Here is a 14,824-nt window from a genome sequence, read left to right on the forward strand (position 1 = left end):
TTTCTTTTTAACAGGTCAATTTCGCTCATATCCTCTGATCCTTTTCCATACTTATACTGCTTTCCAGCAGGTTGAGCTAATCGTTGTTCTTCTCCTTTTCTATACCATCTCATCCAAGTCTTAATCTGTGTTTTATTTTTAATGCCAAAGCGTGCCATCAATTCTTTATTCGTATACTCTCCTGTTAACTTTAATCGAATAACCTCTTTTTTTATTTCTTCTGGATAAACATTATTTTTTCGGCCCATAAGAAAAACACCTCCAAATTTGTCGTTAAGTTTATATACGACTATGGGGGTGTTTTTTCCTTGTCTCATTTAATTAGGTCACTCTATTTTTTCTCTCCGAAGGTTTTTTTCTTATAGGCGCACGTTTTTAGTTTATTCGGAATAACGTTACAGAAAGGAGGGAAACCCTGATGATGCATGTAACATATGTGGATATGCTCGCAGCCTTAGCCATCGATTCTGCTCATCCAGGTGGAGAAGCCATGACAGAGGAAATGATAGCTCATGAAGCTTTTGAAAAATCACATCGTTTGTTAGACATTGGATGTGGTACTGGTAAAACGGCTTATCGTTTAGCTAAAGCGCTTAATAGTCAAATTGATGCTGTAGATAATCATCCTAATATGGTCATGAAAGCCTCTAAACAGTTAGAAGACTTTTCGAATGTAACCGTTCATCAAGCATCCATTGAACATCTTCCTTTTCCTAACGCTGTATTTGACGGCATTATATCTGAGTCAGTATTCGCCTTTTGTGACACAAAAAAAGCTTTTAAGGAATGTTATCGAACATTAAAAAGTGGCGGCACATTGTATTTAAATGAAATGTGTTTAATACATCCAGTTGAACCTGCTGATTATGAAAAGATACAAACTTTTTACACCTTATCTGGCATACGCACAGTCAATGAATGGATTGATGAGGTGATACAAGCTGGATTTGTGAACACAGAGTTAATTGAGGCAAAAGAGATCGCGATGGTAGCTAATAAAACACCGTATGAAGTACAATTGACGCCAAATATCGATTTACATTACTTAGATATACTTGATGAGCATGAAAAACTCATAAAAAAATATAAAAATCATCTAGGCTATATCGTCATTCGGTGTCTAAAAGTGTGATGTGACCTATTTGCCGGTTATGGCTACCTCATACCTTCACACGTGGGGACTAGCTTTAACTCGCATACTGTAGTCAAGCTTAGGCTTGAGTTGGCTTTTTATAGCATTCTAACTGCTTAATTTTTCTGAAAGTAATCAGAGAAAAAGTGCTCGTAAGAATAAGTATTAATTCATGTTCTTCTCCTCTATTATCAGTAATCGATTTCACTAAAACGCCTCCCTTAACTGTAATGTTTTACTATTATAACGTGTTAGCTGTATTGTTTTTTCATATTCTTTCAATAAATTGAACGTCATCAGCCCAATCATCAAAAAAAGCAATGAATACACTATGTTAGACATCATTAAGAAGGAGGGCAATTAAAACATGGAAGAGAAGGTTAGTAAGAAGCAGACGCAACAGAAAGGTGAAAAGCTTACAGAAACACAACCCCTACAAGAAGAAAAAGAACAACCAATCTTACGAAGAGATCCTTGGTCAGACTTTCTGTTTGGTGCACGAGTTCCCTTACCTGAAGATAAACCACAGGAGGAAGTGCAGCCAACAAAATTGGAATCTGAGCAACCTAAATCTGAAGATGATAAGAGAAGTTCCGAAAAAAAGACAGATGATTCACCCACTCCTCCTCGCTTTTCATGGATATAAATAAGCTCCCATTCATAGGCTTAAATTAAGCTTGAGAAAATCATCTCAAGTTTAATTTTTTTGTAGGGAGGTACTCAAACCTGATATTAGAAAGATCATATAATAAAAGTATGCCATTGTATCGTACTTGATGTTAGTAACAAAAAAAGCGATAAATTATCTAACAAAATAACCCGTTAACGTTCGAATTGCTAGTAATATATTAGCCAACAGAACGCTATACGAGTCATAAGGAGGTTAACGATGAAACTCTCAAAGGACATTCAGCTTAATGAGCCATTTAACATGTCCAAAGTTTTAAAACTCGTCCAGCTATGTAGTACGTTTAGCAGTGATATTTATATTCACAAAAATATGACAGCTTATAACTCAAAATGCGTTCTTGGAACTGCTAACATCATTATCAGTATGAAGGAAAAAGATCATTTTTTTATCACTGCAGATGGCTCAGATGCAAAAGAAGCACTCGATCAAGTGGGAGCATTTTTTGAAAAAACAGGTGCAGAATCACCGGTCAAAGTGTAAAGACTTTCACTAATCATTAAGTGATGACGACCGGGATACATCCTAGTGATTAAGAAAGGCTCTCACGATTGTGAGAGTCATTTTTTCAAACCAAAATGAATTTTAATAAAAGGGCTTAGAATCCGATTATCACTACGATAATCGGATTTTTCAGTTCGATAAGGCAGTTTTTCCCTCGCTAACTGTCGTCATTCTGACGAAAGTCATATAAAAAAATAAAAATACAACGATATAAAACACTTTACATCTGACATAAGTCAGATATAATAAATGATGTATTCACATTATTTATTAGGAGGAAATACAAGTGACACATACAAATAATAAAATATGGACGTTATCATTCGTGTTTGTGGTAATCTCCAACTCATTGGTATTTATGATCTTCGAAATGTTATTACCTACCCTGCCGTTATTTGTTACCGAAATAGGAGGTGGAGCTAGTCAGGTTGGTTTAGTCACTGGTATATTCACACTATCAGCTATACTAACCCGACCATTTGCAGGCTTACTTGCAAGTAAAATAGATAAAAAATTCTTATTAGTTTTAGGGATTTTAATTAACGCCCTTGCAACAGGTGCCTATTATCTTTCAAGTGATATTAGTACGTTGTTAATTATTCGCTTAATGCACGGTGCGGGTTTTGGTCTCGTTACTACCTATTTCGCAACTCTTGCAGCTGAGATAGTACCTAAAGAACGTCGTGGAGAGGGAATTGGTTATTTTGGTGTAGGAGAGACGGTTGCAATATCCGTTGGTCCAATGCTAGGAATTATGACACTAGAACTTTATGACTTCCAAAGGTTATTTTTAGGGGGTATGGCGGTTTTACTATTAGCCGTTGTAATGGGCGTTTTCGTAAAAAGAGCACCAGAAGGTAAAAAATTAGACAAACAATCAAATGTTAAAGTGAAAATAATGGAAAGAAGAGTGTTTTACCCAGCCATTCTTATTTTTTTAGTAGGGATAGCTGCTGGTGGTATTATGTCATTTTTCTCATTATATGCTATTGAAAAGGACTTTTCTCAAGTGGGGTTATTTTTCTTTGTTATTGCATTAGCAAGCTTTATTATTCGGCTCATTTCCGGAAAACTTTTTGATTTATTCGGACCAACTATTATCTTAATTCCAGGGTCTATTTTTTCAATTATTGGTTTGAGTATATTATATGCAGCTAATAGCGATTTTACTTTCTTTATGGCTGCTACATTTTATGGTTTTGGTTTTGGTGCGCTATTACCTGCAATTCAAACTTGGTGCATAAATTTAGTAGATGAGCATGAACATGAAGATGCTATGGCAACTTTCTTTAACTTTTTCGATTTTGGTATAGGTGGAGGTTCTCTAATACTTGGTTTAGTGGCAGCAGCTACATCTTATCAAGCAATCTATATTGTGACCATATTAGTATATATTTTATTTTTTATGATGTATGTGGTTTACTTAATAGTGAAAAAGCAACAGCAACCTAAAGAGTTGGGAGGTCTATATGGCGAAAGAAAAAATCAAGCAAGTAGCCATTAAACATTTCTATAAATATGGGTATGAGGGAGTGAAGATGTCACAAATTGCAGAAGAGTCCGGTATAAGGAAACAATCGCTTTCTTACCATTATCCTTCGAAAAGAGAATTGTTTACAGACATTTATAGTGATGTTATAGAAGAAGAAATAGTGTTTACACAACAATATTTTAAAAATTTATCAAACATACCTTCAAAAGATATTCTTTATAGGTTCTTAAAGGATATGAAGCTACGAGCACACGATAAGCCAAATTCGTCTTTTTTACAAGTAGTTTCCTTTTCTACACCATTAGAAATTGAATCTTTTGTTTCTTCACATTATCTATTATATTTTAATTCTTTAAAAACAGAGATTAGAAAAGTTTTTGAGAAAGAACTATTCAACTATACACCTGATGAGTGTACGGTAAGTTTCCTTATATTATTCGATGGATTGATTATTCATTTGTTATATAATACTAAGCAATCCTTTGAGTATTCTCTAGATGTGGCATTTAAAATTTTCTGGAATAGCATACAAGGATAATGAAGTTGATTTTGCAAATTTTTTTACGGGCGATATATTCTTTATTTGAAAAGGTTGTCATTTTGACAGCCTTTTTTCTTACGTGTATCGAACATAAATCATAAAACGTCTTAGACAATGAATGTAAAATAATAATTGTAATATAAATTTTCTTATTATGTTCCTCTTATTTTTAGTTGATAGGCATATTAATTATCTTTATAATACTTTATAATTAATGGGTTAACTATAAAGATTCTCAACCATATAGGGCGTCTGTGGTGGACATAACTTAGGAAAAGTCAAACGCTATTTATAAAAGCATCGCACGTTTACTACCACCTATAAACGACCTGCTAAACGTTTAAATTACGAGAAAAAGTGAAACATACATAACAAACGAATGTCATTTATGGCATTTAATGATTTTACTATCCATACATAATCTTTATGAACGGGGAATGATCACATGAGTTTAACACCTGAAGAACGTATACAACTCCATGACTTTAATAATTTAACAAAGTCATTGAGCTTTAATATGTACGATGTTTGCTATACAAAAACGAAAGAGGAGCGGCAAGCATACATTAATTATATTGATGAGCAATATAATGCTGAGCGGTTAACTGAAATATTAAAGGATGTTGCCAGTATGATTGGTGCATATGTTTTGAATGTGGCGATGCAGGACTATGAACCGCAAGGAGCCAGTGTGACGATGCTTGTGGCAGAGGGGCCGGTAGAAGAAGCACCGAAGTCAGCTTTTGAAGAGTCTCCTGGGCCTTTACCTGAAGCGTCTGTATTACATCTCGATAAAAGTCATATTACTGTACATACTTATCCAGAGTATAATCCTGAAGATGGCATTAGCACGTTTCGAGCAGATATTGATGTATCTACCTGTGGCGAAATATCACCATTAAAAGCATTAAATTACTTAATCCACTCTTTTGATACTGATATTATGACGATTGATTACAAAGTTAGAGGGTTCACACGTGATGTTAAAGGTCACAAGTTATTTATTGACCATGATATTACATCCATTCAAAATTACATTCCTGAGACGGTCAAAAATGATTATCATATGATAGATGTCAACATCTATCAGGAGAATATTTTCCATACAAAATGTAAGCTAAAAGCTTTTAATTTAGATGATTATTTATTTGGCTATAAGAAAGAGGCGCTCACACAATCTGAACAAGAAGCAATCACACAAAAACTCCAGCATGAAATGGATGAAATTTATTACGGTAGAAACATGCCTCGAGCATAAAAAGTCGTATGCGCGCTAACTGGCGAAGCAAGGGAGTTGGATAGGTAATGTCGCTGAATAAAATACCTGAAATTAAACTAATCGCTCTAGATATGGATGGGACACTACTTAACGATGACCACCTCGTATCTGATCGTGTTCGGCAAGCGATTTACGAGGCACAAGCAAAAGGTATTCATGTCGTATTAAGTACTGGTAGGTCATTAGCTGCATGTGAGGAATATGCAAAAGACTTAAAGCTTACGTCGTATCTTATTACAGGTAACGGAAGTGAAATATGGCACGTTTCTGGGCAATTAGTTGAACGTAATTTATTAAAAACAGATCTTATTGAAATGTTATATAAACTTAAACATGAACATAGGGCAGATCATTGGGCCGCTTCCGTGGACCGTGTGTGGCGAAATGATATGCCGGATGATTTATTTAGTCGGGAATGGTTAAAGTTCGGTTTTCAAATTGAAGACGATACTGTTAGGCAGACACTTTTTGATTTATTATCACAACATGAGGAGCTTGAAGTGACCAATTCGAGTTTAACTAACATCGAAATAAATGCAGCTGGTGTCAACAAAGCTGTAGCTTTAGCCAAACTATGCAGTAAGCTTGATTGTCAAATGGAAAACACTTTAGCTATAGGAGACAGCTTAAACGACATGGCCATGATTAAAGAAGCTGGTATCGGTGTCGCAATGGAAAATGCACAGGATGCGTTAAAAAAAGAAGCTGATTGGGTAAGTAGCTCTAATAATGAAGATGGTGTAGCTAAAGCCATCTACCGCTTTGCTCTCAAACCAGTGAGTTGATGATGGTGACATCACACCTTGAGGTTTTCGTATGGATTTTTATTATTGGGTGTTTAACTTATATGCCTGTAATCGGCCCCTATTTCAAATTGTTTAATACGATGGTTCATGAAACTGGTCATGCAGTTGCAGCTATTGTGACAGGGGGGAAGGTCTCTAACATTTCGTTATATTCAAATACTGGTGGACTTGCGATAACCCGACATAGATCCTTATTTGGCCGACTCATAACTTTGTTGGCCGGTTACCCTGCTGCTTCCTTATTTAGCGTGCTGTTTTTGTACGCATTAGACAAAGAATGGATCATGCCAGCAGTTTTTACGTTAACAGCAATTCTCACTTATAATCTAATTTTTTGGGTAAGAAACTTAACTGGTTGGGTTTGGATCGTTTCTGTACTAAGTGTACTTTACTTTTTATACGCTAACAATTATTCACAATGGCTTGAGTGGCTTTTAACAATTATAGGTATAATGCTCTTAATTCAAGCTTTTTTAAGTACGTGGGTTCTTTTCACCTTAACGCTTAACCACAGAAATGAGACAGGGGACGCGGGACTGTTAGAAGACCTTACAAAGATTCCTTCCATCATATGGAGTACGTTGTTCCTTACCCAAGGCTTTGCGTGTTTCATTATAGGCATTTCTATATGGTTAGGCTATTCACCATTTATTTTCGTCAACTGGTTGATCCAACTGTTTTAGCCAAAAAATGAATCAATTTACCTCACAAGTGAAATTTTCACACAATTGTCAAAGGGTTTCATGTGCAAATGACTTTATTATAGCTTCCAAGTTTACTATACTTAGTAGTAACCGGGAGGTGAAAAAAATGTCGAATAAACATTTTACTGTAAAAGAAGCAAACAAACTGATCCCGCTTATAGAGGAAGAACTTTACCATCTAAAAAAACTACAATCTGAATTTGATCATAAATTACAGCACTTAAATAAAGTTAAATTACAGATGAAAGAGCATGTACAAACAGAGGTGAGTAGTCTATTTCTTATGGAAAGTGAGCTAGAATTCCTTGAGATCCAGGCTCAAATACATGTCACGAATATTAAAAACACAGGTGCACTGTTGAAAGGAATTGATCCAGGATTAGTTGATTTCCCTTCGATCAAAAATAATGAGACGATCCTTCTGTGCTGGAAGGAAGGGGAATCTGAGATTTCGTATTATCACTCTGAAACGGAAGGCTTCGCAGGGAGAAAACCGCTGTCAGACGACGATGAATCATAATGTGAGGGTAAATTTCAATTATACTGCAACAAGCTGTTGCAGTTTTTTGAATGATGAAAGGAAAAATTCATTACCAATTTAATATTTAGACTAAACAATGATAAAGATAGGTGAAACTCATGACAATTCCAAAACCATTAGTACAATTAAACCAACTATTCATATGCATATCCATCATTTTTTCCCTTATTATTTCTCCGTGGGTTTTGCTTGTGCCAATTAGTGTAGGGATCCTCACATTAGTGACGAAGCAAAATCCTATTATTCGAGCTGGTAAGATTTTTTTATCAAAGCCTGCTGAATCATATCCGCCAGAGGATAAAGATCAACAATTATTTAATCAATGGATTGCTACGATATGTTTAAGTGTCGCTTTTTTATTTTTCTTATTAGGTCAACAGGTTTTAACTGTTGTTTTTAGCTTGATGGTATTTATAGCAGCATTAACAGCTCTACTTGGGTATTGTATCGGATGTCAAATCAGGTATAAGTTGAAAATGTGGCAATACAAGCAGAATAATAAATGAGATGAATAGCTTACCTAACATTCGTCACCATTAGGTTAATTTTTGATTGTTACATCCACCATTTGTCGGCCAAATTTTAAGGCATCGTCTTTGTTAGGTATAAAAATATCAATTCGATTTCCTTTTATGGCGCCGCCAATATCTGCTGCTATTGCTTCACCGTATCCTTCCACATAAACTTTCGATCCAAGTGGAATAACCTGAGGGTCAACAGCAATCACTTTTTTAGCTGGATTGCTACGTAAATCTAATCCCGTATAAGTGATACCACTGCAGCCATCACAGTAAGCTGTATAGGCCGTAGCCTCCATTTGAATCGTTGTACCATGAGATTGAGTCTGCTTTTCCTCTTGTTGGTTGGAACGAGACGTGATTGTTCTCTTCTCTGGTTGTTGAAGTGCTGTGTGTAGGGCTCCATATGTTTTCGGTCCTGCTATTCCATCAACTTGAAGTTCATAATCGTCTTGAAAATGCTTAACAGCCTTATGCGTTAACTCTTCATAGTGACCATCTATAGGGCCATTATAGTAACCAAGCGTCTCTAGTTTACTTTGCAAATAAGTCACAACCCGCCCGTTATCTCCAAGTTTTAATTCTTGTAATGCCCCAAGTGTTTGCGGACCAGCTATGCCATCTTGCTGAATAAGACTAGCTTGCTGAAAAGTAATCACAGCTTGTTGGACCTCTTTTGTAAATTTCCCTTTATTAGAAATCGAGTCCAAAAACCCCTTATTAACTAGTAGCATTTGTAATTCATCAACTTGGTCACCCGCCATACCAATAGATAAATTTTCATCCCCAAGGAGCTGTCTATCTGCTGAAACTTCAATCGTTAGTGAGTCAAAACCGATAAAGCAAACTACCATTATGACGGTTAAGATGATCCCTCTTACAGAAGTTCTAGGCGTTTTTTTCATCATCAACATCCTTTCTGAAAATAAACTCTTTAAGCTCATCCATATGGACACATTCAGAAAAGAAGTACAGCTAAAAAATGTTTAAATTAGTTGCAATAAAAAAGTAATCAAATAATAAAACATAGACAGGCTTCATTGTCTTTCGTCTGAAATGAACTAAGTTACCAATTATGACCTCATAAATTGTAAGAACTTGCACCAATTTCATCATATAAAACCTACTTATAAAAACGATCCATGCAATCCTCTACATAAATCGTCTTTCACTAAAATCCTTAAAAACATTTTAATGATATCGTTTTATCTTTGTTTTGTTTTTCGTGTTGAAAATTTAATTGTGATAGTCACTTTTAAAAGAATTGTAGTCATAATAGCTTCGTTCATAATGAGTTCATAAACATTTATTATACTATATATAGAAATTATGATGCTTCATGTACTCTTAAGCAAAGGCCAATAGGGCAGGGGAAAGACGTTTAAAATATACTTATTTACCGATACTAATTTACAAGGGAGCCTGATTTATGGAGTTAACACGCGCGCTAGAAACGTTCGAACCGTCAAAACTAAAAGAATTAAAGATTGAACTGACACGATTTATGATGTTATATAAATTTGCATTAGATGAAATCAATACAAAGATTGATATTTTAAAACAAGAGTTTCATTATATCCATGACTACAATCCAATTGAACATGTCACGTCACGTGTGAAATCTCCAGAAAGTATTTTAAAGAAGGTTGAGAAAAAAGGCTACGAGCTTTCTCTTCCATCCATTAAAGAGAATATTAAAGACATTGCAGGCATCAGAATTACATGTTCTTTCGTCTCTGACATTTATGAATTAAGTGACATGCTTCAAAAACAGCAAGACATTAAAGTAATTGAAGTGAAGGACTATATTAGAGAACCTAAAGCAAATGGTTATCAAAGCTTACATTTAGTTTTAGAAATTCCTATCTTCATGTCGGACAGAGTTGAAAATGTGTGTGTTGAAGTACAGATACGTACAATTGCCATGGATTTTTGGGCTAGCTTAGAACACAAAATATATTACAAATATTATCAAACTGTTCCGCAAAATTTGATAGATGAATTAAAAGAAGCTGCTGAATCAGCGTCTCATTTAGATAGGAAAATGGAGCAAATCCACCAAAAAGTAAGTGAACTTAAGTTAGAGGAAGAACCTGAAAACAAACAGCCTGAACTTAAGATCGATAATGAAAAATTTAAGCTTCCTTACGCTTTACTCATACCTTTTATGAAAAAAATAAATGATTAGTATCTGTACTGTTTATGGACAGGACGATACGAAAGGAGAAAATGAGATGAATCCATTAAAAATGAAACTCGATCACACAACTTCTCAATATGTAAAAACTGAATTTGAAAAAATACAAACGACATTAGCGCCATATATTAAAAAAAGTAGCTTGTACACAATTATTTCTGTTCCGATACTCACTTTTTCGTTAATGAATTTATTTGTACTCATCGTAAATATGAGGGTTAGTGATCAAACAATGATACCCATTATTGGATTCGGAGTAGCAGCCGCATTCGGACTGGCACTTTTTAAAGAATCCATGTATCAAAGTAAAGAAATTTATCTCAAAAGTTTTGATTACATTACGAATAAAATTAAAAAGAATGATGAGCTACCAGATACTATAAAAGATCTCTATTTAAAAAGACTTCAAACGGAACCAGCTAACACGATGACAATTTATTATGAATTTTTACAGCAAGAGGAACGGATTAAAAAGATGGAAGGGTTACAGTAAGAGTGTATAAGAAAAGAGATAAGCGATTTGACTGCTTATCTCTTTTTAGATTAATCAAGAGGTAAAGGGTACGAAAAAAAGTATAAGACACGTTTATATCACATGTAAGACGATAGATAAAAGTTATACATAAACCGTGACGAATGAAAGGGTAATAGGGACATTTTTAGTAGGGATATCTGACAAAAAAATGAGCAACCCTTTTTTAATCTCATAAATATTTTTCGGCTGTAAAATCCCGTTTAAATAAAGATTAATGTAAGAGACCGTGTTTGGATCCAATATGCCTTTGTCTCCATATTTTTTTATTTCATCATCATTTGTATACTCAGACTTAACACCGTCAGCAACGGCAAAATAAAGATAATTTTTCACCTTAGCAATACGCTTCTGTTGAGGGGGAATCATGTTGATTTTTATATGAGATGTGGTTTTTACCCAATCATATACTCTGCTAGCTGAAACACTATGTTTATTAAAATGTCTCATTTTAACCCGTCCTCTTCAAAATTTATATGACTTTAAACCTCTCACAGACAAAGAGATTTAGCCATTGAATGCCACTAGCCCTAGTGATTACAAAGCTAAAAACAGTAAATAATAGGTTAGTTATATATAATATGATATATCAACCATTTCTGATACATTTAACCGCTTCTAAATTAAAAATAGTGCATATGTTTAGTTTTAAGAGAATTAGAGAGTCCTTAAAGAAACCCCGCTGTTGGAAAATGTGTTTATCTTCAATAGCATCTGCCAATACAAATTTAAGTATTTAAGCATTAACTATGTAATAAAGGAGGTGAAACAATGGCAATTATTAAACCGTTCTTAGATGCGCAAAGGTTTGCCGCAACGATTGGTGATGGTACGCCAGACGGCGATGATCTAGATTTTGTCTTTGCAGATACGACTCCAGATGCAGGTTTAACAGCTTTCCCCACAGTATTTGCCAGCTATAATCTTTACGTTAACGGTGTTCTTCAACTAGATGCTGAATCAACATTTGACGGAACAACATTAACGATTATTGATGGGAACTTACAAAATGCCGGTGTTCCCATTACGATTGAATTCTTAGTCAATTAGTTACTACTAAGATATTTACCTTTCTCGCATTTACTCGGAGGGAGGTTTTTTAGATTATTTATTATTCATAAAAGGGTGCCGACGTTCTAATATTAGTCTAAAAGACAACTCATTCAAAACGACCATTTTTATATTTATAACAGATAACTGCATTTTAAAAAGGAGATGCCATTTCAACATGAAAAGAGAGATGGAGAGATCTTTATATTAGGCAGACAGTTTCGAAGTCAAGAATGAACGTCAATCTATTGTAAAAACAGGATTAGGGATGGCTCAATTAAAGAAAGAGGATGCTTAGAAATGCTAAAACATGACTCCGAAACAATGAAGTCTAGTAGAATTGATTAAACTTACTTTAAAGCTAAATAAACCGGGAGGGAAGGATTAGAGCAATCACTCAAAGGATGTACAAGCAATCGTTCCTATAATTATATTATCTAGTTTACATAATATAAATTATAGGAACCAATAATATAAACTTCGTTTTAGTATCATAATTAAAGTATTCTTAATATTTTGAGACGAAATAAAAATCGACTGAAACATGTATTTATCTGCCGACCTTTATTTTATCTAGCATCCCTCGTTGACCAATTTTTTCAACTTCAAGATCAATATTTATAACAAACTCCGCAGTTGGCCATTCGTTATTAAGCCATTGTTCCTCATCAAAGTCTTCAGGTTCATCTATCCAGATTCTATGTCCGAAAAGCCACGGTTCTGTGCGGCTCTCCTGCATTTTATTTATCGTGTGTAAAATATCTTCTTTTACCACTTTTTTAACTTCTATCTTCAAAGCGTCTATTAATTCATCTGTCAGGTCAACACTTTCCGTTTTTAGATGAATAAATTCGATATTTCCATCTAGATCTAAGTTGAATTTTGGTGGTTGATGCTGTAATATACTAAAAATTAAATTCAAGTTTAAAGAAATAGAAACTTCTACGTTTTCTGCCTCATTTGTTGGGACTGGAACTGTTAATGTATAATTGATATGGCGTAACTGTTTCTCTTTTAACAATCGGCTAAATCCAGCCTCTTTTCCGTACAGGATATCGACCATCTTATCGCCTTTAAACACAGCAAAATCTTGAATCGTCAAATTATTTTCACTATATATAAGAGGAATTGTTGCAGATTTCGAGATCATATTCGTGTCACGTCGATATTCAAATAAACGTACGATGTCAGTCCGAGAAAGTTTTTGATCAGATTCAAAAAACCTTTCGATATATAACGAAGGCAAAAAAACGAGCTGTGACTCACTATTAAGAATAGCATCCACATCGGAAGCAATTAATAAGTGTACTTGGTTATCGATCGGTGAACGTCTATCAATGAAATCAATCACTTCATCTATGCCACCTTTAGCTAACCGTTCGCTAATAATGACTGTTTTAAGATGACCGAAAAATAACACGGTAGGTGTTTGTGCTTCTAAATCTGTTAAAGCCTCCCATAATGATGGGGCGCTCGTCGTAACTGTCACAAACTCAGAATGATCTATCTCCCCTTCTCCTTCCATTGGCCTCACAACAACAGGCATTTGCAGACTTAACTGAATCTCATCTTCATCTATTTTATCAATCCCCATGCCAAGAACGATTGTTCGTTGATCGATTTCTTTAGAGTCTTCTAAACACCCTGTCAAAAGAGTTATAAAAACCAATCCTAATACGATTTTCTTAACCATCAAATAGTTCTCCTTGTCTAGTGACGGGTCGTCTCACTAATAAATAAATACAGATCAGACTAGGGGTCACGACCGCGTAAAAATTCAAGTTCATAAAATAAAGAGAGGAGTCGAATTCTATGTACCCTGGCACAATAAATGATAAAGCTAAAAGGCCAGATACAATGGCTATTTTATTCACAATTTCAGTCTTTCTTGCTACAGGTATTAGTTTGACTAATAAATAATGAACAAACCAAAAATGAATAAGGGCGATTTTATAAAATGATAGTGTCCATATTGCAATAAAAACCATATCTATTCTTTGAAAAACCCCTTCCCAAGCGGCCGATGCCTGAATAAGTGATGTTAGTGGAGATAATAACACAAGTGCCTGCTCAAAGCCGAAAACACCGAGAACGAGCAAAGAGATGGTACTATAGGTGAACATAACTAATCCGATAGCACTACTCACGGTTTTAAACATTTTCTCAGGTTGTTTAATATATGTAATGAACCCTATAAGAGGTATTACCCCTGTAAACCGTGTAAGATCTGTCAGTGAACTATCTAAAAATGTCAAAATATCAGTGGACATCACTGGCCTCACATAAATAAGCCGAAAATCCTCTGTAAAAAATAAACTTACAACAGCAAGTATAATGATGATTTCAAATACAAAAAAGAGTACGAGAAAACGTGTTATGGGAACTATTCCATAGAGTAAACCTACTAAAACAACTAATAGAAAGAATAAACATAGGACAAACTCTGACGTATTATGTAATAAGAAACTTCTGACAATAAAAGCAAGTGCTTTGATGCCCCAACAGCACGCCATCACCGCATTAAAGAAAATATAACCTAAAACCGGATAATAGATAATTTTCCACGTATAGTGATTAAATAGATCAAGGATATCCGCGTTCTTGTGCTTATTTATGACGGTTTGTATAAGGAAAAAGACCCCTATCATAGGCAATCCTGCTACTATCACTTTTAACCAAGCACTTCTCACTTCCAAATGGGAAACATATGGAAGGAAAATTAATCCAAGAGTAATTGTCGAGGAGTATGTAAAAATAAATAACTCAGTTTTGCTGAACCGATACATAAGGTGATCATCATTCATATAGCTACCCCCTATCCCAACTCTACATATTTCAGG

18 protein-coding genes and 1 pseudogene are annotated in these 14,824 nt (G+C 34.8%); 13 read left to right on the forward strand and 6 right to left on the reverse strand.

What is annotated here, in order from left to right; genetic code table 11:
* Window positions 1-248 (reverse strand): annotated as a pseudogene (locus BK581_RS20245) (helix-turn-helix domain-containing protein); the annotation flags it as partial.
* Between the two features lie 170 nt (window positions 249-418).
* Here BK581_RS20245 and BK581_RS02820 point away from each other — a divergent pair.
* Window positions 419-1,132 carry a class I SAM-dependent methyltransferase gene (locus tag BK581_RS02820; RefSeq protein WP_078576733.1) on the forward strand — a complete coding sequence of 238 codons (714 nt, stop codon included), beginning with the start codon at window positions 419-421 and terminating at the stop codon, window positions 1,130-1,132.
* Window positions 1,133-1,211: 79 nt separating this feature from the next.
* Here BK581_RS02820 and BK581_RS20410 read toward each other — a convergent pair whose 3' ends face one another.
* On the reverse strand, window positions 1,212-1,340 hold the full coding sequence (locus tag BK581_RS20410) for a hypothetical protein (RefSeq protein ID WP_276327415.1): 129 nt from the start codon (window positions 1,338-1,340) through the stop codon (window positions 1,212-1,214).
* A 159-nt stretch (window positions 1,341-1,499) separates the two neighbouring features.
* Here BK581_RS20410 and BK581_RS02825 point away from each other — a divergent pair, with 159 nt between their 5' ends.
* From BK581_RS02825 to BK581_RS02865, 9 genes are all read left to right on the forward strand, one after another.
* Complete coding sequence (locus BK581_RS02825) at window positions 1,500-1,778, forward strand: hypothetical protein (RefSeq protein ID WP_078576734.1); 279 nt, start codon at window positions 1,500-1,502, stop codon at window positions 1,776-1,778.
* A gap of 243 nt (window positions 1,779-2,021) precedes the next feature.
* Window positions 2,022-2,303 (forward strand): HPr family phosphocarrier protein, encoded by a 282-nt coding sequence (locus BK581_RS02830; protein ID WP_078576735.1) that lies wholly within the window; start codon window positions 2,022-2,024, stop codon window positions 2,301-2,303.
* 307 nt (window positions 2,304-2,610) lie between these two features.
* The gene (locus BK581_RS02835; protein WP_095995522.1) at window positions 2,611-3,828 is read left to right on the forward strand and encodes an MFS transporter; all 1,218 of its coding nucleotides are present in this window, start codon (window positions 2,611-2,613) and stop codon (window positions 3,826-3,828) included.
* Window positions 3,794-4,354 carry a TetR/AcrR family transcriptional regulator gene (locus BK581_RS02840; protein WP_078576736.1) on the forward strand — a complete coding sequence of 187 codons (561 nt, stop codon included), beginning with the start codon at window positions 3,794-3,796 and terminating at the stop codon, window positions 4,352-4,354. Before BK581_RS02835 ends, BK581_RS02840 begins: the two co-directional genes overlap by 35 nt.
* A gap of 448 nt (window positions 4,355-4,802) precedes the next feature.
* A complete protein-coding gene (gene speD, locus BK581_RS02845) occupies window positions 4,803-5,615 on the forward strand; it encodes an adenosylmethionine decarboxylase (RefSeq protein ID WP_078576737.1) in 813 nt (270 codons plus the stop codon).
* A gap of 47 nt (window positions 5,616-5,662) precedes the next feature.
* Window positions 5,663-6,421 carry a Cof-type HAD-IIB family hydrolase gene (locus tag BK581_RS02850; protein WP_078576738.1) on the forward strand — a complete coding sequence of 253 codons (759 nt, stop codon included), beginning with the start codon at window positions 5,663-5,665 and terminating at the stop codon, window positions 6,419-6,421.
* Between the two features lie 62 nt (window positions 6,422-6,483).
* Complete coding sequence (locus tag BK581_RS02855; protein WP_169837504.1) at window positions 6,484-7,125, forward strand: M50 family metallopeptidase; 642 nt, start codon at window positions 6,484-6,486, stop codon at window positions 7,123-7,125.
* Between the two features lie 127 nt (window positions 7,126-7,252).
* Entirely contained in the window at window positions 7,253-7,666 is a 414-nt protein-coding gene (locus BK581_RS02860; protein ID WP_169837506.1) for a DUF2203 domain-containing protein, read from the forward strand.
* Between the two features lie 119 nt (window positions 7,667-7,785).
* A complete protein-coding gene (locus BK581_RS02865) occupies window positions 7,786-8,193 on the forward strand; it encodes a DUF4395 domain-containing protein (protein WP_078576741.1) in 408 nt (135 codons plus the stop codon).
* Window positions 8,194-8,228: 35 nt separating this feature from the next.
* Here the strand turns inward: BK581_RS02865 and BK581_RS20415 are convergent, their stop codons facing one another.
* Window positions 8,229-9,113: a peptidoglycan-binding protein gene (locus tag BK581_RS20415; protein WP_211273949.1), complete on the reverse strand. Its 885-nt coding sequence runs from the start codon at window positions 9,111-9,113 to the stop codon at window positions 8,229-8,231.
* Between the two features lie 521 nt (window positions 9,114-9,634).
* Here BK581_RS20415 and BK581_RS02875 point away from each other — a divergent pair.
* On the forward strand, window positions 9,635-10,393 hold the full coding sequence (locus BK581_RS02875) for a GTP pyrophosphokinase (protein ID WP_078576743.1): 759 nt from the start codon (window positions 9,635-9,637) through the stop codon (window positions 10,391-10,393).
* Between the two features lie 46 nt (window positions 10,394-10,439).
* Window positions 10,440-10,895 carry a DUF5392 family protein gene (locus tag BK581_RS02880; protein ID WP_078576744.1) on the forward strand — a complete coding sequence of 152 codons (456 nt, stop codon included), beginning with the start codon at window positions 10,440-10,442 and terminating at the stop codon, window positions 10,893-10,895.
* A gap of 123 nt (window positions 10,896-11,018) precedes the next feature.
* Here the strand turns inward: BK581_RS02880 and BK581_RS02885 are convergent, their stop codons facing one another.
* A complete protein-coding gene (locus BK581_RS02885) occupies window positions 11,019-11,384 on the reverse strand; it encodes a DUF4183 domain-containing protein (RefSeq protein WP_078576745.1) in 366 nt (121 codons plus the stop codon).
* A 321-nt stretch (window positions 11,385-11,705) separates the two neighbouring features.
* Here BK581_RS02885 and BK581_RS02890 point away from each other — a divergent pair, with 321 nt between their 5' ends.
* Window positions 11,706-11,984, forward strand: a complete 279-nt coding sequence (locus tag BK581_RS02890; protein WP_078576746.1) for a DUF4183 domain-containing protein — start codon at window positions 11,706-11,708, stop codon at window positions 11,982-11,984.
* A gap of 550 nt (window positions 11,985-12,534) precedes the next feature.
* On the opposite strand, the gene BK581_RS02895 is transcribed toward BK581_RS02890, so the two are convergent.
* Together BK581_RS02895 and BK581_RS02900 are read right to left on the reverse strand one after the other, a co-directional pair.
* Window positions 12,535-13,677 (reverse strand): Ger(x)C family spore germination protein, encoded by a 1,143-nt coding sequence (locus BK581_RS02895; protein ID WP_078576747.1) that lies wholly within the window; start codon window positions 13,675-13,677, stop codon window positions 12,535-12,537.
* Window positions 13,670-14,788 carry a GerAB/ArcD/ProY family transporter gene (locus BK581_RS02900; RefSeq protein WP_078576748.1) on the reverse strand — a complete coding sequence of 373 codons (1,119 nt, stop codon included), beginning with the start codon at window positions 14,786-14,788 and terminating at the stop codon, window positions 13,670-13,672. The genes BK581_RS02895 and BK581_RS02900 overlap by 8 nt, the downstream gene beginning before the upstream one ends.
* Window positions 14,789-14,824: the final 36 nt, after the last annotated feature.

Origin of the sequence: Salipaludibacillus agaradhaerens, assembly GCF_002019735.1 — a bacterium.
In the GTDB taxonomy this organism is placed as follows: Bacteria; Bacillota; Bacilli; order Bacillales; family Salisediminibacteriaceae; genus Salipaludibacillus; species Salipaludibacillus agaradhaerens.